The sequence below is a fragment of the Pradoshia sp. Z4_20 genome, assembly GCF_058216035.1.
The window spans coordinates 75,545-94,375 of record NZ_JBZAJD010000007.1 but is presented as its reverse complement, the minus strand read 5'-3'; the positions used below and the strand labels follow the sequence as shown (position 1 = coordinate 94,375).

Genomic DNA, 18,831 nt, shown 5'->3' with positions numbered 1-18,831 from the left:
TCAAATTCAAGTTTCAAATGTCTTTCGCTGCTTATTTTGTTTTTCACTATTAATAATTCTGATAATGATTTTTGTTTCAGCTATAATCACAGCTGAAAGTCCGAGGAGGCCAATCAAGTTAGGAATTGCCATTAAAGCATTCATAATATCAGCAAAGCTCCAAACAAGATCAAGGGAGCTTACGCAGCCAATAAAAACAGCTAAAACAAAAACGATTCGATAGCTAATCACGGTCCTATCTCCAAATAAGTAGGAATAGCATTTCTCACCATAATAAGCCCAACCAATAATTGTGGAGGCAGCAAAGAAAATTAACCCGATTGAAACGATGTAGGAACCAACAGGACCTAATAATAAATCAAAGGAGACGGATGTCAGTTCTGCTCCTTCTAATCCACTATGATATTGGTCTGCCATTACAAGTGAAATTCCTGTTATTGAGCAAATAATGATTGTATCAATAAATACTTGCGTCATTGATACAAGTGCTTGTCGGGCAGGAAAATCCGTTTTAGCCGCAGCTGCCGCAATCGGAGCTGACCCTAAACCAGCTTCATTCGAAAAGACACCTCTAGCCACACCCCAACGGATTACAGTACCGATTGCACCGCCAGCTACTGCCTGTCCAGTGAAGGCATCTGTGAAAATCAGTTTAATTGCATTTGGAACGAGTTCAGCATTTAAGATAAGAATTAAGATTCCACAAATTAAATAAAAGGCGGCCATAACCGGTACAAAATAGGAGGTGACTTTACCGATGCTTTTAATGCCTCCGACTAACACAAGAGCGGCAAAAATAGTCAGGACAATCCCGGTTACCCAGGTTGGGATGGAGAAAGTATCATGAATCGTGTTGGCTACTGAATTAGCTTGGACCATATTACCGATTCCAAAAGCTGCAATCGCACCGAAAATCGCAAAGGCGACGCCAAGCCATTTCATTCTCAGCCCTTTTTCTAAATAATACATAGGTCCACCTGACATTTCACCATTAGCATTTACGATTCTGTATTTAACCGCAAGTACTGCTTCTCCGTATTTCGTCGCCATACCAAAAAAGGCAGCAACCCACATCCAGAAGACGGCCCCTGGTCCACCGCTGACGACTGCTGTAGCCACTCCAACAATATTCCCAGTTCCGACTGTTGCTGCAAGAGCAGTCATTAAAGCCTGGAAATGGGAAATATCTCCGTCCGATTTTTTATCCTGGCTTTTAGTGAAGGCCAATTTTAATGAATAAGGCAATAATTTAATTTGTAAAAATCCAATACGAAATGTTAAATAAATACCTGTACCAACAATTAAAATTAAGAGGGGTGGCCCCCAAAGAAAATTACTTATTGTTTCTAAAAGTACAGTCAAATCTTTTGAAAACTTATTCAAAAAGTCAATCAAGTAAATTCACCCTATCTGTATGTTGTTAATATTAAGAATATTCTTGAAACAATTTTGCGTCAAGATAAAAAATACTTAATTGCCATTTTATGTTTAGAATTCCGCTATTATAGGTAAATCAATAAATATAAGAATAAGCAAGTAAAATTAATTCGGGAGGGATAAATAATGAGTAGAAGCAGTCAAAAGAGCAATAAGCTATGGTTAGGAATTTTAGGTGGAGCAGCAGCAGGTTTTGCAATCAGCCTATTGGATAAGAACACTCGCAAAACAGTAATGACAGGCGGCCAAAAAATGATAACGAATGTTAAATCGATGGCTAAAGATCCGAATTCTATAGTGGAAAATGTGAAGGAGATGTCTGGTAAAATTCGTACAAACATAGATCAAATTGGTCAGGATGTATCTTTTATATCTGAAAAGGTAGATGAAATGAAAGAAATGCCACCGCAAGTAGCAGGGGTTATTAAGGAAACAAAAGAAGTACTGGTAGACAAAAAATCTTCTGATGGTTCGGCTTCTACGACAGAGAACAGTAATACTTCCTCTGTATCTGATGATATAAGTACCACTTCTACGCGCAAATAAAGTCAAACAAGCTGAATAGAGGTGGTACTGGAATGGAAGGTAGGAAGAAGTATGTAAATAAAAGCGTATTTAAACATTTATACGATAAAATTCAAGGTGATGAAGTAACAGGCTTGGCAGCGCAATTAGCCTATTACTTCTTACTTTCAATTTTTCCGCTCTTAATATTTGTTATCACGTTATTGCCTTTTTTGCAGGTTTCCCAAGCGGATTTGATGGAGCTTTTGCATACGTATGCTCCTGCAGAATCGGCAAATTTATTAGAATCGAGTTTAAAGGATGTCATGGCTAACCAAAACGGCGGCTTGTTATCTTTTGGTATCTTGGCAACGATGTGGTCAGCATCCAACGGGACCAATGCCATTATAAAGGCTCTTAATCATGCATATGATGTTGAGGAAACCAGATCATTTATTAAAACAAGAGGATTAGCTTTGATTTTAACCATTGGATTAATCCTGGTTGTAGTGGTTTCTTTGCTATTGCCAGTGTTTGGGAAATATATTCTCAATATTGTATTTGATTTCCTAGGATACGAGCCTTCCTTTGTTTATGATTTACTGCGCTGGGTGATTTCTATTGTTGTCATTACCTTTGTATTTTTAATTTTGTATTGGATTGGGCCCAACCTTAAAATGAAATGTAGAGACGTTTTACCAGGGGCAATCTTCGCGAGTGTCGGATGGGCGCTATCATCGTGGGCATTTTCAGTTTACGTGAGTACATTTGGTAACTATTCTTCCACATATGGCAGTCTCGGAGGCTTGATTGTTTTAATGCTTTGGTTATATATATCAGGTCTTGTCATTATTGTAGGCGGAGAAATTAATGCAGTATTGTCCAGAAATAAGAGGCACTGGACGATTAAATAAGTAGAGCGTGGATTCAAATTATAATGGTTCAGAACTAATGTGCGGACGAACGGTGATTGATTATTAAATGAACAGCCACCGTAGTTTTAGGAAGATTTGATGTGTTTCAGATTAACTTCCCATGAATAAAGAAAATAGAGGCCGTCCGGAAAGTCATTAACAGACTTACAGGATAGCCTCTATTTGTATTCTATTTAGATTTTAATAAACGGAGACTGTTTAGGATGACTAATATGGTGCTGCCTTCATGGCCGATTACACCGAATGGTAGGTCGAGAGCCTGAAAAAAGTTTGATACAACTAAAATCATAATGACGGAAATTGAAAAGATAACATTTTGGCGAATGATTCGGTTCATTCGTTTGGATAATTGAATGGCTTCTGCTATTTTTGGTAAGTCGTTTTTCATGAGAACAATATCAGCTGTATCAAGAGCCACATCAGATCCTTCACCCATGGCAATTCCGACAGAAGCAGTAGCTAACGCAGGCGCATCATTAATGCCATCCCCAACCATGGCAACGGTAGTATATTTCTCTCTAAGTTTTTTAACTTCTTCTACCTTTTGTTCAGGTAAACATCCAGCAACAAACCCAGATAAATGGCTTTCTTTGGCGATTACCTTGGCAGTGTGCTCGTTATCTCCAGTCAGCATGCATGTATATACATCCAGTTCCTTCAATGCTTCGAGAGCATCGGCAGTCTCTTTACGAATGATATCTTTTAATGCAATTATTCCTGCAATACCTTTCTCATCTTTTACATAGGACAATGTTTTCCCTTCAGACATTAATTCAAGTGCCGCTCCATTTTTAAATGACATGGCGGCTTCTTCGCCTACAAAATCCTTCTTCCCAATCTTCCAATAGTGCCCATTTGCATGTCCTTGAACACCAAATCCGGATATTTCTTCAGATTCTACGCGCGGCATGGTCTGTGAATAAAGCTGTTCAACATGCTTAACAATGGATTGTCCCAGCGGATGATTCGAATTCTGTTCAATGGAAGCTACACTTAATAAAAATTCTTTTTGATCGATGTCATCGCGGATTAAAATATCCGTCACAACGGGTTTCCCCTGAGTTAGTGTCCCTGTTTTATCGAAAGCAATGGCCTTTACATTGCCTAGGTTTTCTAGATGGATACCGCCTTTGAATAAAATCCCACTTTTAGCGCCATTCGAAATCGCGGATAAAGTAGCCGGCATGATAGAAGCAACTAATGCACATGGAGAAGCTACCACTAACAAAACCATTGCCCGGTAGAAGGTCTCTGTCCAGGACCAACCCAGAACAAAATGTGGGAGAAACAACATAATTCCAACGACAACAAGAACAACTTTTACATACGTATCCTCAAATCTTTCAATAAATAATTGAGAAGGAGATTTTTCACTTTGCGCATTTTGAACAAGTGTGATAATTTTTTGGAATAAAGTTTCACTGTTAGGTTTTGTAACCTTAACTTTTATGGTTCCATGTCCATTAACCGTCCCTGCAAATACCTCGTCTTGAATATATTTGCTGACGGGAATCGATTCTCCGGTAATTGCAGCTTCATCAACAGCAGTCTCTCCAAATAAGATTTCTCCATCTGAGGGGATGCGTTCCCCAGGCTTAATTAAAATCAAATCTCCAACTTGCAGGGAAGAAACCGGTACTATTTCTTCAGTGTTATCGACTATTCTCAAAGCCTGTTCAGGCTGCAAATCCATTAATGAAGAAATTTCTTTGTGACTTTTATTCATCGTATACGTTTCAAGTGCACCGCTCAAAGAGAAAATAAAAATCAGGATTGCTCCCTCAGTCCAATATCCGATAATGGCTGACCCAATCGCTGCCAGAATCATCAAAAGCTCTACGTTCAGTTTTCTCTCTTCAATCGTCTGAGTGATGCCTTCTTTAGCCTTGGCATAACCCCCAATTACATATGCCAGTATATAGACGAAGGCAGATGAGGCATTCAAATCCTTTGTTGATAATAGCCAGCCGCATAAAATCAGAATTCCGCTTAAACCGGCAGCCAAGAGCTCCCAATTGGACGTAAGTTTAGAGGTGAATTCTTTCCATCTATTATATTGGCTAGGTGAATTTTTCAAGCTTGATTTATTCAGTGCTGTTTCCATGTGAATAACCTCCTTGTAATTGAGAATAGATCTCGTTGTTTTTCTTTTCTAATTGAGAATGATGTTCAAAATCATTAGGCTTATAAAATAGCGGATGCTGCCACAAATACTGTGACAGCAACATTTTTCTTTCTTATTTATAATAATTATTATCTACATATTAGTATAACATGAGTCGCTAAAGAAGTTAAGTGAATTTATTTGGAAAAGAAAAAATAGCAATTTTCTACCTTGCTTATTTGTGGATAGGGGAAATTTTAACTGAAGATGCGTGAAGGTGAATATGAGATAAAATTGAGTGGATGAATAAATACAGCAACAATTACAGTAATAAAGTCGAATGAAAAAACCTCTGCTTACACAGAGGTTTGAATCTGGTCATTAATTGGATTTCTTTTAAATCTGCTAAGAGCGATGAAAATCAGTAACAGGATAACACTGATTACAAGAAGGAAATTCCCATTAGGCAGATATTGAATGGCCAAGCCGCCAAAAAATGGCCCAGAGATGCTTCCAAGGCTAAAGACTATTCCACAAATAATATTGCCGGCAGGAAGCAGTTGTGTAGGCAATAGATCGGTCATATAACTGATTCCTAAAGAGAAGGTGGAGCCGACAAGCATACCTGCAATAAAGAAACAGATAAATAAACCTGTAACGGTTTGTTCAATTAAGGCAGCTGTTAAAAAGATGGCAAAACCGCTAAAAAGAACATATTGAAGAACGCGTTTCCTCCCTAAGGAATCACTTAAAATTCCTAATGGGATCTGGGTAATAATGCTGCCTGCTGCAAAAGCAGGCAAGATGATGGAGACTTGTTGAACATCCATATTAATTCGTAAAGCATAGATAGGGAAATTTCCATTTAGGGATGCTTCCAAAAATCCATAACCAAAAGGAGGCAAGAACGCAACCCATGCATACTTGGCAACTTTTTTGAAACGATGTAAGGTACCGAAAACATTGGTTGTTTCCAAATCTTCATCTGGAAATTCATTTTTTAATAAAAAGACGGTCAACCAAGCAATAAGACTGATTGCTGATGCAACGATAAAGGGTAATGCCCGATTAACTTCAATTAAATTAGTCAGTAATGGCCCAACTGCGAAACCTATGCCGAAGGATAAGCCATAAATGGATATATTTCTGCCCCTCTTGTTTACTGGCGTAAAAGCGGTTATCCAGGTTTGGGTTGTGAAATGTAAGGTATGATCTCCAATTCCGATAATCATACGGAGAATGAACCAAAACCAGAAAGAATCTAGGATCGGAAATAACAGAAACGCAATAATCACCGACAGTCCGCCGAAAAAAATCAGGGGTTTATAACCAAATTTTCGCAGAGGAATTTCCATGAAAGGTGAGATTAATAGTATTCCCAGATATAGTCCTGTAGCATTTAATCCGTTTAGACCGGAGCTTACTCCATCCTGTTCAAAAATAATGGCAATTAAGGGTAACAGCATTCCCTGTGAGAAACCTGACACAGCAACTAGAATAATAAGTGCAGAAAATCTAATTTTTTGATAGTTCATAATTATCTCTCCTATATCTATCTGAATCAATATTAGAGTTGTTCACAAACTTTAGCAAGGAGATTTTGAAGACTAATCTAAAGGTAATTCGGGAATAAATGAATATATTTTAGATTAGAAAGAAGGAATTCAAGGGATGGGACAAAAAATATTTTCTGCAATGCTAATGATTGGCCTACCGGTATCCATAGCCGGCTCCATTTTACATTGGCCAAGTCTGCTCATGTTTGCTGTTTATTGTTTAACGATTATTGCTCTGGCAAGTTTTATGGGGAGGGCGACAGAAAGCTTAGCAATCATATCCGGACCGAGGATTGGAGGATTGCTAAATGCAACATTTGGAAATGCTGTTGAGCTGATCATCTCCATTTTTTCTCTTAAAGCGGGACTGGTGGGAATTGTATTGGCTTCTTTAACAGGAAGTGTCATCGGTAACTTATTATTAGTTAGTGGGGCTTCATTTTTCTTGGGTGGTATTAAGTATAAAAGACAAAAATTTAATGTATTTGATGCCAGGCACAATGCAGGGCTATTAACATTCGGTGTATTAGTTGCATTTATCATTCCTGAAGTATTTGCCGGAGAGATGGAAAGAAGTAACCAAATGGTCATGAGTACAGGCATATCCATTATCCTGATCTGTTTATATTTGGCTGCTTTATTCTTTAAATTGGTCACCCATCGCGGTGTCTATCAACGTAAGGAAGACTTGTCTTTTGCAGAGGAAGAAACTGAAGAAGCAGAGTGGAGCAAAAAATGGTCGATTATGGTCCTAGCTTTGGCAACAGTGGCAGTAGCCTATGTATCTGAGAATTTGGTACATACATTCGAAGACGTAGGGAATCAATTGGGCTGGTCTGAATTATTTATCGGGGTTATCATTGTAGCAATTGTCGGAAATGCAGCTGAGCATGCATCTGCCATTATTTTCGCTTACAAAAATAAAATGGACATTGCTGTTGAAATTGCTGTTGGTTCTACTTTACAGGTGGCCATGTTTGTAGCACCGGTACTTGTTCTGGTATCTTTATTATTTGAAACGCAAATGCCACTTGTCTTTACATTGCCTGAACTTGTGGCGATGGTGCTATCTGTCTTTTTAATGATTGTAATAACGAACGATGGGGAAACAAACTGGTTTGAAGGACTCACCTTACTTGCTGCTTATTTAGTGATGGGGATAGGTTTCTTTCTGTTATAATAATAAATTAAAAAAGACTCTGATCTACTATGGATTCAGAGTCTTTTTTATGTTTTTCCAATTTGCTTCATCATAAGTCATGTCTAACTAAATTCTAATCCTTCCAAAAATAAATGTATCTTTTCAAAGGTAGATATTTCTGTTTTAAACAGTCATGTTAGTTAGCCCTATAGGTCACATCCTTTATCTTTATTGTCCTGATTTGTGACGAAATCTACATTAAGTTTTCCGTGTGAGGATGGTTTCGATAAGCATTCCTCCCTGCAGTTATTCCGGCTGTTGATTTCGCCTCCTTTACGATATGGTGGTTTTAGTATAGCACCTTCCTGTAGTTTTGTAAATATTCTGAATTTTACAAAACTGTGACAAAAAATACTGGTTTGTAATGTGCTAAATAAACAGTTAATATAGCTTAACAATCTGTTAATTCTAGTAACTGCAAGGTGTAATAAAACAATCCTGATTTTTGAATAGTTTTTTTGCTTAAGAGGGAAAATAACGGAACAATCATTCTTTTTTGTATGTAAGAAAGGAGCTTCAAGCATGAGAAGAAATTTTTTTATCATGATCGTTATAGCCATGCTCGTTATTATTCCAACCCAGCATAACTGGGCTGCCCCAAAAGAAGGAGCAGACCCTACGGTTGAGGAAGCTAAGTATAAAATTCCGGAGTCCGTTTTATCGATCAATAAAGAAAACACATATCCCAATTCCAGTCAGGACACGCCAATGCTTGAGCCAAGTGAGTTATCCAAACAATTGCTTAAGTCCAGCAACGTTAAAATAGAAAATCCTGAATTAGTTCACATGCTTAATGAAACCAATATCGGAACCAATCCGGTTGCCTTTTGGTATAGAGCCACTGTTTACTTAGGTAAGTGGGCTTTAAATTATGAATCGATGGAAACCTCTCCAAACTGGGAGTATCAAAAAATCAATACGAATTTTTATGATAACCGTGGCGGGGATACGAATTTCCAAATTCATTATGTCCAAGAGACACAAAAAGTGGTGCGCGGAGGATTGACAGCAAAAGTACCTTCCAGTCAGGATATTCAAAAAATGATGCTGGCGAGAGCATCAGAAAAATCTAAACTGCCACTGGCATTTGAGACCATCATAGGTAGCGGTACAAAAAAAGACAGAGTATACAATATACCGCCAATGAGACTTGGCTACCTCTATGGGTATGCGCCGGCAATAAACGAGAAGGGTAAAGTCACATATGGTGAGGTCTATTTAGTATTGAAAGGAAGCAAACGTGAGATTGTAGTAAGGAATGTAACCTCACAAGGGATTGGAGCCTGGATTCCTATTCAAGATCATGTTTCATTCCAGTTCAGAGCGGTCAACCGACCATATTGATTGCCGTTTAAGTCTGCAAGCTTCAGCCGGTTTTGGTTGAAGCTTCTTGCTTTTGGGTAAAATAGAAAATGGTCAGTTGCGAAATAGGCTACTATCGTTTAGGATAATATTTATGATGAAAGGAGCCGGATTAGTTTGACAACACCGATTTATAATAAAGATGAACAAGTAAAATACTTAAAAGACCGACTTGAGTTATTTATGGAGGTTTTAGACCGGATTGAGCCTGAAACAGCGGATATTGAAGATATTGACCGCCTAATTGAAATCGTGGATTCAATTGAGGAGAAGTTTCAAAGCTTTCAAAATCGACCGGAAACAGAACCTAATAAAGAGGTATAAATGAATAAGATTATATGGCAAATCCGTTATAAGCGGATTTGTCTTTTTTATATTATATCGTTAATGCAATCATTCGCTGTGCTGCATAAATTCCCTTACTCTGATTAAAACTATCTTTATCAAAAGTATATTCAGGAGGGAAAATAGTGAAAAAATGGCTTATCACCGGATTATCTGCCATCATGCTTTCGGGGACATTATTCCTGGGCGTTGCTGAGGCGATTTCAAACGTACAGTATGGTTGGGGCTTTAATAAGGGAAAGAATGAACAGCCTGCTGATGCAGGGCCTAAATATAATGCAATCGTTGAAAAATACGGTGCTGTTTATAAAGTAAACACGACAAAGAAAGAGATTTACTTAACGTTTGATAATGGCTATGAAAATGGATATACGGAGAAGGTACTGGATGTACTGAAAGAACATAAAGTTCCGGCTACCTTTTTTGTTACAGGTCATTATTTGAATACAGCTGAACCGTTAGTGAAAAGAATGGTGAAGGAAGGGCATATAGTTGGCAATCATTCATGGAGCCATCCCAATTTCACACAGGTATCGGATGATAAAATAGCTGATGAACTGGAACGGGTTAAGAAGAAGACAGAGGAATTAACAGGGCAAAAGGATATGTCCTATATCAGACCGCCACGAGGAATATTTAGTGAACGAACTTTACAGGTGGCAAATGATCTGGGCTATAAACATATTTTATGGTCGGTTGCTTTTCTTGATTGGGATGTGAATCGTCAGCAGGGGTGGAAGCATTCCTATGATCAAATTATGGCTCAAATTCATCCCGGTGCCATTTTGCTCTTACATTCTGTGTCTAAGGACAATGCAGAAGCACTTGGCCAGGTGATTACAGATTTAAAAAAGAGAGGGTATACCTTTAAAAGCTTGGATGATATGAATTGTGAAAAACCACAGAAGACACCACAAAAACAGAAAATAGACATAAAGATATAATGTGCCTAAACAAAAAAACCGCTTACAAATAATAAGCGGTTTTTAGTATTAATATTGAAAAAACAACGGGCATCATATTTATCTTGAGAAAATGGTAAGATAAGGGCATTCCTGTGTGGGGTTCCCTTTTTGATGGTTGGATTCCTGTCAATCGATTTGGGAGCCTTTCACTTTCATTTTCATTGACAGTATGGAATCGAAAAACATTTAAGATTGAGGAGTGTAAACAATACAGCCAATTTTACTGGAGTGGTCCTGAACAAGGACATCTACTGAATACTTGCGCAATATCCAAAGAATGATAAGGTCCCCTAATGATCCGATAGTCATAAACAATCCAATAAAAAACCAATAATCATTTCCGTTTAAAAATGCATAAATTAATGGCACGATTCCGAGGACAATCGGTAATAAAACACTGATCCGATAAGCTTTGATCCTGATTGGTATTTTGCAATGGGCATAAGGAGTAAGATACTTCCATAAAACACCCAGTTTAACCTCACTTATTTTGGCTTTCCCGAAAAATATGTAGCCTACTAGATGCAGTACTTCATGCATGAAAATTAGGAGGATGTATCCAACAGCCAGTTCAATTAAAAAGAATAGGTCAATCTCACCGATTTTCCAAATGAACCAATAGGGGATAAGCAATCCGACCATAAGAGTGAAAGTACTGATCAAAATTGGTTTATTTAAATCTTCCATTTCACGAGTTTCATCTATTATTTGATATGATTTCAAGGAATCAGCCAGCATCGGAAAACCTCCAGTTATAGATTACTATCAGTTTATCATATAAGAAGGATATATTTGGTGATTTTTAAGACTCCAGCTATCTTGTCTCACTAGTATAGATCAATCTCTATAAGCTATAATGGATGGTAGAATGATCAATGAATGGAGGAGGGAATTCATGCTTACAGAAGCAAGCTCTCTTTTAAAGAAGTATTTTGGTTATGATTCTTTTCGCAATGGACAAGCCAAAATTATTGAGCAGGTGCTACAAGGAATCGATACACTAGGAATTATGCCGACAGGCGGAGGTAAATCAATTTGTTATCAAATCCCGGCGATGATAATACCGGGCGTTACCCTCGTTATTTCTCCATTAATCTCTCTCATGAAGGACCAGGTAGATTCACTGGATCAGGCCGGAATACCCGCCACCTTTATCAATAGTTCCCTAACCGCGAGTGAAGTGAATGATCGTTTGTATGACATCCAGCAGGGGGCCTATAAGCTCTTATATTTGGCGCCTGAAAGACTGGAATCCCATGGCTTTATTGAGGATATCCGTAAATTGCCGGTTGGATTAATTGCTGTAGATGAAGCTCACTGTATATCACAATGGGGTCATGATTTCCGCCCGAGTTATTTACGCATCCAATCATTAGCCGAACAATTGAATTCCAATCCGGTTGTCCTTGCCCTGACAGCAACAGCAACTCCGCGAGTGCAGGCAGATATTCGCCGATCCTTGAATATTGAAGAGTCACATACGGTTATAACTGGCTTCGAACGGGAAAATTTAAGCTTCCAGGTCGTGAAAGGGCAAAATAAACAAAAATATATTGATGCGTATGTAGGAAAAAATAAACAGGAATCCGGGATTATTTATTGTGCCACACGAAAAACAGTGGACCATCTATATGAACGTCTCCAACAAAAAGGTATAACAGTTGGGAGATATCATGCGGGTTTATCAAGTACAGAACGTGAAACAGAGCAAAACAAATTTTTAAGTGATGAAATTACTGTCATGGTCGCAACGAATGCGTTTGGGATGGGGATAGATAAATCGAATGTACGATATGTGATTCATGCTCAAATGCCTAAAAATATGGAAAGTTATTATCAGGAGGCAGGCCGTGCCGGACGTGATGGCTTGCCGAGTGAATGTATATTGCTTCAATCTGAACAGGACGTTCAGGTCCAGCGCTTTTTGATTGATCAATCGTTTGGTGATGAAAACCATAAAAATCAAGAGTTGCAAAAGCTGTATCAAATGCGTGACTATTGCCATACACAAGGCTGCCTGCAAGCTTATATTCTGCACTATTTTGGTGAGCAGGAGGCAGATGATTGCGGGCGGTGCTCTAACTGTCTAGATGAACGAAGTGCGAAGGATGTGACAAAAGATGCCCAAATGGTCTTATCCTGTATAATCCGAACTGGCGAACGTTTTGGAAAAACAATGATTGCCCAAGTGTTAACGGGCTCATCCAATAAGAAATTGCTTGAACAAAACTTTCAATCCTTATCAACGTATGGGTTAATGAAAAATCAATCAACCAAAGAGGTCGCTGAACTGATTGATTTTCTAACATCTGAGCAATTAATTGGGATTACGGGTGGGCAATATCCGCTCTTATATGTCACAGCTGCCGGCAAAGAAGTGTTGCTCGGGAAACGTGCGGTAATGAGAAAAGAAGCTGTGCGGATCACCGCTATTTCAACAGATGATCCTTTATTCGAAGTGCTGCGTAATTTGCGAAAACAAATTGCAGGAGAGGAAAATGTGCCTCCATATTTGATATTCTCCGACCAAGCTTTGCGCGATATGTGCGTTAAACAACCGCAAACCACAGATGTGTTCCTTGAGGTGAAGGGAGTCGGAGCTCAAAAGACAGATAAGTATGGTGAGCGATTTGTGGAAGTGATCACAGCGTTTATAAAGGAAAATGATTATGAAGCACCAATTGTAGAACAAGAGGAAAAAATGCCTGCGGTGAAAAAATCCAAGGCAGGTACTGCCAACTCACATATGGATACGTATGAATTATATAAACAAGGGCTTACGCTGAAGGAGATTGCAAAAGAAAGAGATTTATCCTCCCAAACAGTAGAAAGGCATCTATTCCGATGTGCAGAAGAAGGATTGCCTCTGAATTGGGAGTATTTCTTCTCACCTGAGGAGGAAATCCAGGTTCTACAGGCGATTGAGGAAGTGGGGAATGATTTTTTAAAGCCAATTAAAGAGCATCTTCCTAATGAAATCAGCTACAGTGCGATTAAAGCGGTAATAACGAAGAAGAACATGGATACGGCTCCAATTTAATGGGCCGTTTTCCTATGTACCCATATAGCTGCAAAACCTGTTATAATAACTGGACTAGTCCATAAAGGAGTGATAATGATGTGGAAAGAAACCATTCATGTAGAAGCTCCCTATGATTTTGACCTGGTATTGGAAAGGATCGGTCTTGATCCTCTGTATGAAATAGATTACCGCAATCGCTTGATTCAGGTCCCTTTACTGATTCATGGTAAGCCCAATGTTTATACCGTCCAAGCGATCGGTACGGTAGATAAGCCGGCCTTTACAATTAGCGGCAAAAAGGAACAAGTATTGGCAACGGATCGTTTAAAGGAGATTTTTCAGTGGCATTTGCCACTTTCTGATATACATGCTCACTTTGGCGAGACGAAGCTCAATAATATTTTTACTCGCCATCGCGGTACCCCGCTTATTTTAGAATTCGACCTATATGGCTGTCTCGTGAAAAGTATTATCCATCAACAGCTGAATATGGCGTTTGCTCAAAAACTAACGAAGGATTTTGTCACAGCCTATGGGTATCAGAAGGACGGAGTATGGTTTTATCCATCTCCAGAGACAACCGCTGCTCTCACAGTAGATGAGTTAAAAGGAATGAAATTCAGCGGCAGAAAAGCAGAGTATGTCATTGGCCTTTCAGAAAAGATTGCAAGCGGTGAACTCAGGTTGGAAGAGTTGCGCACAAAGACAGATGAAGAAATTATAGAAGAATTAACAAGAATTCGAGGTGTAGGCAGATGGACGGCTGAAAACTTCCTGTTATTTGGTCTTGGCCGCCCGAATTTATTTCCAAAAGCAGACATCGGCATTCAGAATGCTATTAAGCTGCTATATAACCTAGAACGAAAGCCAACAATGGAAGAGATGGAGCAATTCAGTAAGGAGTGGCATCCTTATTTAAGCTACGCTTCACTTTACTTATGGAGAAGCATTGAAAAACGGAGGAATATTGATGAACCAACAGGCAACATTAGTCCGTGAAGGACAAGAGATTTTACTAACTATTAAACGCCTTGGCATAAATGGTGAGGGAGTCGGCTACTATAAACGTCAGGTTGTATTTGTACCGGGTGCTCTGCCGGATGAAATTGTAGAAGTAAAGATTACGAAGGTCCATCCGAAGTATTCGGAAGGTCTTGTCAAAAAGATTAAAAAGGCATCGCCACATCGAGTCGAAGCACCATGTCCGGTTTATGACGTATGTGGTGGATGCCAATTGCAGCATTTGGAATACAGCCAACAATTGAAGGAAAAACGTGATATCGTTATTCAATCATTGGAGCGCCATAGCCAATACGATGCCAGCAATGTAGATATCCGTCCAACAATTGGGATGGAGAATCCATGGAATTACCGTAATAAAAACCAATTCCAGGTTGGCACCAATGAGACTGGAGAGTTGATTGCCGGCCTTTATGCGGCAAATACTCATAACTTGATTGATATTCCAAATTGTATCGTTCAGCATGAAGCAACGAACAAGGTTACTCGTACAGTATTGGATATTTTGCAGGAATTTGGATTGCCATCCTATGATGAGAAAAAGAAAAGCGGGATTGTTAAAACGGTCGTAACCCGTGTCGGCTTCTCATCGGATCAGGTCCAAGTGGTGATCATCACCATTTCTGAAAAGCTTCCTAAGAAGCGCCAAATCATAGAAGAAATCAACAAACGTTTACCGGAAGTCGTTTCCATTGTTCAAAACGTGAATAAAGAACAGACTCCGCTTATATTCGGCGAAAAGACGATTCATCTGTGGGGAGAAGAAGCAATTGAAGAAGAACTTGGCGATTTATCCTATGAGCTATCAGCGCGTACCTTCTTCCAATTGAATCCAGTACAAACCGTGAAGCTCTATGATGAAGTGAAAAAAGCAGCTCGCCTTCACGGTCATGAACGAGTAGTAGATGCTTATTGCGGAGTAGGAACGATAGGATTGTGGCTTGCGGATTTTTGTAAAGAAGTTAGAGGCATGGATGTCATTCCGGAATCAATTGAAGATGCCATTCAGAATGCTAAAAAGCATCATATGGATAATGTCAGCTTCGAAGTAGGCAAAGCAGAAGTTCTCATGCCTAAATGGCTGCGCGAAGGCTGGAAGCCAGATGTCGTTGTCGTCGATCCGCCAAGAAGCGGCTTGGATCATAAATTAATGGATGCCATCCTGCGCACACGTCCAAGAAAAATCGTCTATGTATCCTGTAACCCATCCACACTGGCCAAGGATTTGGACTACCTAAGCAAAAAATACAGACCAAAATATATCCAACCAGTGGACATGTTCCCACAAACTTCTCATATTGAGTGCGTTGTGGAGATTATGTTGAAGGTGTAACCAATAAAAATACTCTTGGCTAACTAAATAAACATTTGTTAATCGACCCAGTTTTCGTATAAATAATCTTTTATGAAAACTGGGTCTTTTTTTATTGAATCCGATTAGCAGATAGGTTTGTCTATTTAATATAATTTTTTGAACATGTCCTGCTACCTAAACCATTTACAAATTCCCCTTTAGCAAAAGCGGGTTTGAAATTTGGACAGGAATGTGTTTGATGAAATCTTTTAATCTTATATCAAAATAATCCTCTATATCCCGTTTTAGTATCTCTTCTAGTAGAATGAATTCCATTACAATATAGTCTAGATCGAAAACATTATATAGATCTTGTTCTGCCCAGATTGATTTCACTCTGGCCTTATTGGAAAAGGGGATTAATGACAGGATAGCTCCATTCTCATAGTCAGCATATTCAATCGTGTAATAATGGAATTCCGGTGTAGGATTCTTCTTCGTAATCTCTTCTTTCCATCTATACAATGCTTTATAGAATTCGAGTATAGCTAGTTCTGTTTCAAAGTATAATTCGTTGTTGATTTTTATTGTAAATGTGGCATCCACGGCTAATATGGCAGGCACATCCCTTTTATGCTTTTTTGAGATCATTTCTTTATCTACTACAAAATTGTATTCAAACTTTATTTTGTTTGAAATACTGTCCATGTCTTCGTCACCCTATCTCTATTCTAATTTTGTCTCTTCCTAAAATGCCTGGAGGCTATTTTAGTTAAGCTATATATAATAGAATTCGACAAAAAAATGATAAATCTTTCTTTTAGGTTCCATATTTAATCCAGTATTCTTTCTCGGTTTTCTAAATGAACGCTTAGATAACGAAGCAGAGACCTGGAATTGTCCAAGAATTAATCAAGTTATATAAAGAATATTGTTTTGTTAATCGAGGAAAGTAAATATAAGTTAATTAGTTGATTCACCCTAGTCCAAAAAGGATTTATAGTATCGATATTACTTTTGAAATCGAAGAAGGATATTGAAGACCCCGAAAAATACATTTGCAAGATTGATCCTTATTTCGTGGATTTTACGAATACGGGTCTTTTTTTATTAATCTCCTTGGTGGCTATTTACATATATAGTGCGCGAAAGAAGGCATCTCCATTGATGTCTTTTTTTGTTTATATAAACATCAAACCAAACAAAAGTAAACTTAATTCCCCATCTTTTGTTATGCTCATAAAGATTGGTAATTTAGAAAGTATTTTAATATTTGTAACCTTTTTTATTTTTGTACGTGGTATTAAAGAGAGGAGGGAATGATGGCGGATTCAATAGATAGTCTCTATAGCACGTACTTTTCTGATATATATCGTTTCCTTTTCTCTCTTTGTCATAACCATCATACAGCGGAGGACCTTGTTCAAGAGACCTTCTTTCGTGCCTATTTATTGAGAATTATCAAAGTGGAAGTGTAAAGGCATGGCTTTTTACGGTAGCATATCATGCATATATTGATCATCATAGAAAGCATAAAAGAGTAACAATTCAGGATGAAGGCTATTTTTCTAGATTTTTAGATAAGAACAGAGCGATTGATGAAACGATTGTGATTCATGAGGAAATAGAAGAGCTATTACGTGAAGTGAATGCATTACCTGAAAAACATAAGATGGCAGTACTGCTTTGTGACTTTAATAGTCTATCATATGAGGAAGCTGCTGAAGTAATGAAGGTTAGTAAGGCATATGTAAAAGTTCTTTTATTTCGCGGGAGAAAAGCAATAAGGAAAAGAAGGAGTAAAGAATATGAGTGATGAATTTAAAAAGCGCCTGGAATCATATGAAAAAGGTGAACTTTCTGCAGAAGAGGCAAAAGAGATTGAGAAAGAACTGGAGAGCATGGAGAGATATTTGGAAGAAACTGATGAAGAAAATAGGGGAAAGTTAACTGATTCTGATATTGGCATAAAAAAACAACAACGAATTATGAAATTTGCAAAATGGAAGGCAAGATTTCAAACAGCACTTATGGCTATAGGTTTATTTCTTCTATTTTCATTCTTTTCTTCCATCCTAACTCTGATGTATTACTCGTTCGGAGCTCCTGACCGAGTAGAGAAATTACGTAATATCGTTGATTACAATCTGACTGTAATGAATCCTTATGGTCATATGGATGGTACAAGTACGAGCACTTCTGCCTATTTTGGAATGACAGCCTCAAAAGATATAAATAAGGTTATTGGAGATGATACGATCAAAGTAGGTGAAATGGAAACTGATTTTTTCTTCTCAAGGATGTCATATCCCGAAGTTACCTATTTCAGCCCTATATCTATTAACAGTCCTGCTTTTATTTATCCGGGCTCAAGCCCACGAGGTTTTTCAGGGTGGGAACGATTAAAAAAGGTTCCGGAAGGGACGGTTGTTTCAGCCTATGTTTCATTTACTGATTTACTAGAGACAGAAGAGGTATTTTCATTATTCGAGGCTAAGGATATGAGATTAATATGGCTTGCAGTAGATACTGGTTTTGAAAAGAAAGAGGAAGCTATATTTAAACCAATTGGTTTTCCTAGTGAACCAATTTGGCATGAAGATGACATGATCGTAGATTTTCAACAAGAGGAAAAAGGTTTTTTTGGAACAGAAATAGTTTCTGAAGGGTCTTCTTCACCGGAATACGAGGTAGGCGAAGGAGAACCACTGCATAAGCAATTCCGAAAAACACTGCAATTCCTGGAAAAATATGAAGAAAAAGCAGAAAATTTTTATATAGGAGATTTAAATCTTTCAAAACGTATTCAATACATGGAAAAACATGGTTATAAGCATTATGGGGCTGTTATTACAGGACCAACTAAAGAAGTATTAAAATTACAGGATGAAGGAAAAGTAAGTGAATTAGAAGTAGACGAAATAGAATTTTGGAATTGGGAAAGTGAACTCTGAAAATAGTTTGAGTAAAACTTTTATTATGCGATATTCAGGCAGTTAAATAGAGATAGCTTAATGAACTAATTGGGTGCTCTTATTCTATTCTGGACTGTCATAAAAGAGCACGGATTAACCGGATTTGCTAAA

The 18,831-nt window shown here is 38.2% G+C and carries 17 protein-coding genes; 12 read left to right on the top strand and 5 right to left on the bottom strand.

Annotated elements, in window-relative coordinates; translation table 11 throughout:
- Window positions 1-6: 6 nt before the first annotated feature.
- Window positions 7-1,362 (bottom strand): alanine/glycine:cation symporter family protein, encoded by a 1,356-nt coding sequence (locus AC4BHP_RS14915; RefSeq protein WP_066108579.1) that lies wholly within the window; start codon window positions 1,360-1,362, stop codon window positions 7-9.
- 201 nt (window positions 1,363-1,563) lie between these two features.
- Here AC4BHP_RS14915 and AC4BHP_RS14910 point away from each other — a divergent pair, with 201 nt between their 5' ends.
- Entirely contained in the window at window positions 1,564-1,983 is a 420-nt protein-coding gene (locus tag AC4BHP_RS14910) for a YtxH domain-containing protein (RefSeq protein ID WP_140462155.1), read from the top strand.
- 32 nt (window positions 1,984-2,015) lie between these two features.
- Window positions 2,016-2,855, top strand: a complete 840-nt coding sequence (locus tag AC4BHP_RS14905) for a YihY/virulence factor BrkB family protein (RefSeq protein ID WP_490553109.1) — start codon at window positions 2,016-2,018, stop codon at window positions 2,853-2,855.
- Window positions 2,856-3,045: 190 nt separating this feature from the next.
- On the opposite strand, the gene AC4BHP_RS14900 is transcribed toward AC4BHP_RS14905, so the two are convergent.
- On the bottom strand, window positions 3,046-4,980 hold the full coding sequence (locus tag AC4BHP_RS14900; protein ID WP_066108274.1) for a heavy metal translocating P-type ATPase: 1,935 nt from the start codon (window positions 4,978-4,980) through the stop codon (window positions 3,046-3,048).
- 356 nt (window positions 4,981-5,336) lie between these two features.
- Entirely contained in the window at window positions 5,337-6,515 is a 1,179-nt protein-coding gene (locus tag AC4BHP_RS14895; RefSeq protein ID WP_066108271.1) for an MFS transporter, read from the bottom strand.
- 136 nt (window positions 6,516-6,651) lie between these two features.
- On the opposite strand from AC4BHP_RS14895, the gene cax reads away from it, so the two are divergent.
- From cax to pdaA, 4 genes are all read left to right on the top strand, one after another.
- Window positions 6,652-7,716 (top strand): calcium/proton exchanger, encoded by a 1,065-nt coding sequence (gene cax / locus AC4BHP_RS14890; protein ID WP_066108268.1) that lies wholly within the window; start codon window positions 6,652-6,654, stop codon window positions 7,714-7,716.
- Window positions 7,717-8,259: 543 nt separating this feature from the next.
- Window positions 8,260-9,081 (top strand): YfkD famly protein, encoded by an 822-nt coding sequence (locus AC4BHP_RS14885; RefSeq protein ID WP_066108261.1) that lies wholly within the window; start codon window positions 8,260-8,262, stop codon window positions 9,079-9,081.
- 135 nt (window positions 9,082-9,216) lie between these two features.
- The gene (locus AC4BHP_RS14880; protein WP_066108258.1) at window positions 9,217-9,423 is read left to right on the top strand and encodes an SE1561 family protein; all 207 of its coding nucleotides are present in this window, start codon (window positions 9,217-9,219) and stop codon (window positions 9,421-9,423) included.
- Window positions 9,424-9,605: 182 nt separating this feature from the next.
- Complete coding sequence (gene pdaA / locus AC4BHP_RS14875; RefSeq protein WP_148631125.1) at window positions 9,606-10,388, top strand: delta-lactam-biosynthetic de-N-acetylase; 783 nt, start codon at window positions 9,606-9,608, stop codon at window positions 10,386-10,388.
- Window positions 10,389-10,595: 207 nt separating this feature from the next.
- Here the strand turns inward: pdaA and AC4BHP_RS14870 are convergent, their stop codons facing one another.
- On the bottom strand, window positions 10,596-11,147 hold the full coding sequence (locus AC4BHP_RS14870; RefSeq protein ID WP_066108256.1) for a DUF3267 domain-containing protein: 552 nt from the start codon (window positions 11,145-11,147) through the stop codon (window positions 10,596-10,598).
- 157 nt (window positions 11,148-11,304) lie between these two features.
- On the opposite strand from AC4BHP_RS14870, the gene recQ reads away from it, so the two are divergent.
- The 3 genes from recQ (at window position 11,305) to rlmD (ending at window position 15,784) form a co-directional block, all read left to right on the top strand.
- Window positions 11,305-13,449, top strand: a complete 2,145-nt coding sequence (recQ, locus tag AC4BHP_RS14865) for a DNA helicase RecQ (protein ID WP_490553104.1) — start codon at window positions 11,305-11,307, stop codon at window positions 13,447-13,449.
- A 78-nt stretch (window positions 13,450-13,527) separates the two neighbouring features.
- On the top strand, window positions 13,528-14,430 hold the full coding sequence (locus tag AC4BHP_RS14860) for a DNA-3-methyladenine glycosylase family protein (protein ID WP_148631101.1): 903 nt from the start codon (window positions 13,528-13,530) through the stop codon (window positions 14,428-14,430).
- Window positions 14,402-15,784: a 23S rRNA (uracil(1939)-C(5))-methyltransferase RlmD gene (gene rlmD / locus AC4BHP_RS14855; RefSeq protein WP_139892728.1), complete on the top strand. Its 1,383-nt coding sequence runs from the start codon at window positions 14,402-14,404 to the stop codon at window positions 15,782-15,784. Before AC4BHP_RS14860 ends, rlmD begins: the two co-directional genes overlap by 29 nt.
- A 165-nt stretch (window positions 15,785-15,949) precedes the next feature.
- Here the strand turns inward: rlmD and AC4BHP_RS14850 are convergent, their stop codons facing one another.
- A complete protein-coding gene (locus AC4BHP_RS14850; RefSeq protein WP_066108243.1) occupies window positions 15,950-16,453 on the bottom strand; it encodes a DUF7878 domain-containing protein in 504 nt (167 codons plus the stop codon).
- A 614-nt stretch (window positions 16,454-17,067) separates the two neighbouring features.
- Between AC4BHP_RS14850 and AC4BHP_RS14845 the strand changes: the two genes are divergently transcribed.
- Genes AC4BHP_RS14845 through AC4BHP_RS14835 form a run of 3 tightly spaced genes read left to right on the top strand, consistent with a single transcriptional unit; the run spans window position 17,068 to window position 18,699 of the window.
- Complete coding sequence (locus AC4BHP_RS14845) at window positions 17,068-17,223, top strand: sigma factor (protein WP_490553099.1); 156 nt, start codon at window positions 17,068-17,070, stop codon at window positions 17,221-17,223.
- Window positions 17,196-17,561: an RNA polymerase sigma factor gene (locus AC4BHP_RS14840; protein ID WP_225983701.1), complete on the top strand. Its 366-nt coding sequence runs from the start codon at window positions 17,196-17,198 to the stop codon at window positions 17,559-17,561. The genes AC4BHP_RS14845 and AC4BHP_RS14840 overlap by 28 nt, the downstream gene beginning before the upstream one ends.
- The gene (locus AC4BHP_RS14835) at window positions 17,554-18,699 is read left to right on the top strand and encodes an anti-sigma factor (RefSeq protein ID WP_490553098.1); all 1,146 of its coding nucleotides are present in this window, start codon (window positions 17,554-17,556) and stop codon (window positions 18,697-18,699) included. Before AC4BHP_RS14840 ends, AC4BHP_RS14835 begins: the two co-directional genes overlap by 8 nt.
- The last annotated feature ends 132 nt before the right edge of the window (window positions 18,700-18,831 follow it).

Bases quoted from the DNA above. Each gene is read 5' to 3' on its own strand.
- pdaA (WP_148631125.1), top strand. From the start codon at position 9,606: ATGCTTTCGGGGACATTATTCCTGGGCGTTGCTGAGGCGATTTCAAAC.
- AC4BHP_RS14895 (WP_066108271.1), bottom strand. From the start codon at position 6,515: ATGAACTATCAAAAAATTAGATTTTCTGCACTTATTATTCTAGTTGCT.
- AC4BHP_RS14885 (WP_066108261.1), top strand. From the start codon at position 8,260: ATGAGAAGAAATTTTTTTATCATGATCGTTATAGCCATGCTCGTTATT.
- recQ (WP_490553104.1), top strand. From the start codon at position 11,305: ATGCTTACAGAAGCAAGCTCTCTTTTAAAGAAGTATTTTGGTTATGAT.
- AC4BHP_RS14900 (WP_066108274.1), bottom strand. From the start codon at position 4,980: ATGGAAACAGCACTGAATAAATCAAGCTTGAAAAATTCACCTAGCCAA.
- AC4BHP_RS14850 (WP_066108243.1), bottom strand. From the start codon at position 16,453: ATGGACAGTATTTCAAACAAAATAAAGTTTGAATACAATTTTGTAGTA.
- cax (WP_066108268.1), top strand. From the start codon at position 6,652: ATGGGACAAAAAATATTTTCTGCAATGCTAATGATTGGCCTACCGGTA.
- AC4BHP_RS14910 (WP_140462155.1), top strand. From the start codon at position 1,564: ATGAGTAGAAGCAGTCAAAAGAGCAATAAGCTATGGTTAGGAATTTTA.
- AC4BHP_RS14845 (WP_490553099.1), top strand. From the start codon at position 17,068: ATGGCGGATTCAATAGATAGTCTCTATAGCACGTACTTTTCTGATATA.
- AC4BHP_RS14870 (WP_066108256.1), bottom strand. From the start codon at position 11,147: ATGCTGGCTGATTCCTTGAAATCATATCAAATAATAGATGAAACTCGT.
- AC4BHP_RS14905 (WP_490553109.1), top strand. From the start codon at position 2,016: ATGGAAGGTAGGAAGAAGTATGTAAATAAAAGCGTATTTAAACATTTA.
- AC4BHP_RS14835 (WP_490553098.1), top strand. From the start codon at position 17,554: ATGAGTGATGAATTTAAAAAGCGCCTGGAATCATATGAAAAAGGTGAA.
- AC4BHP_RS14860 (WP_148631101.1), top strand. From the start codon at position 13,528: ATGTGGAAAGAAACCATTCATGTAGAAGCTCCCTATGATTTTGACCTG.
- rlmD (WP_139892728.1), top strand. From the start codon at position 14,402: ATGAACCAACAGGCAACATTAGTCCGTGAAGGACAAGAGATTTTACTA.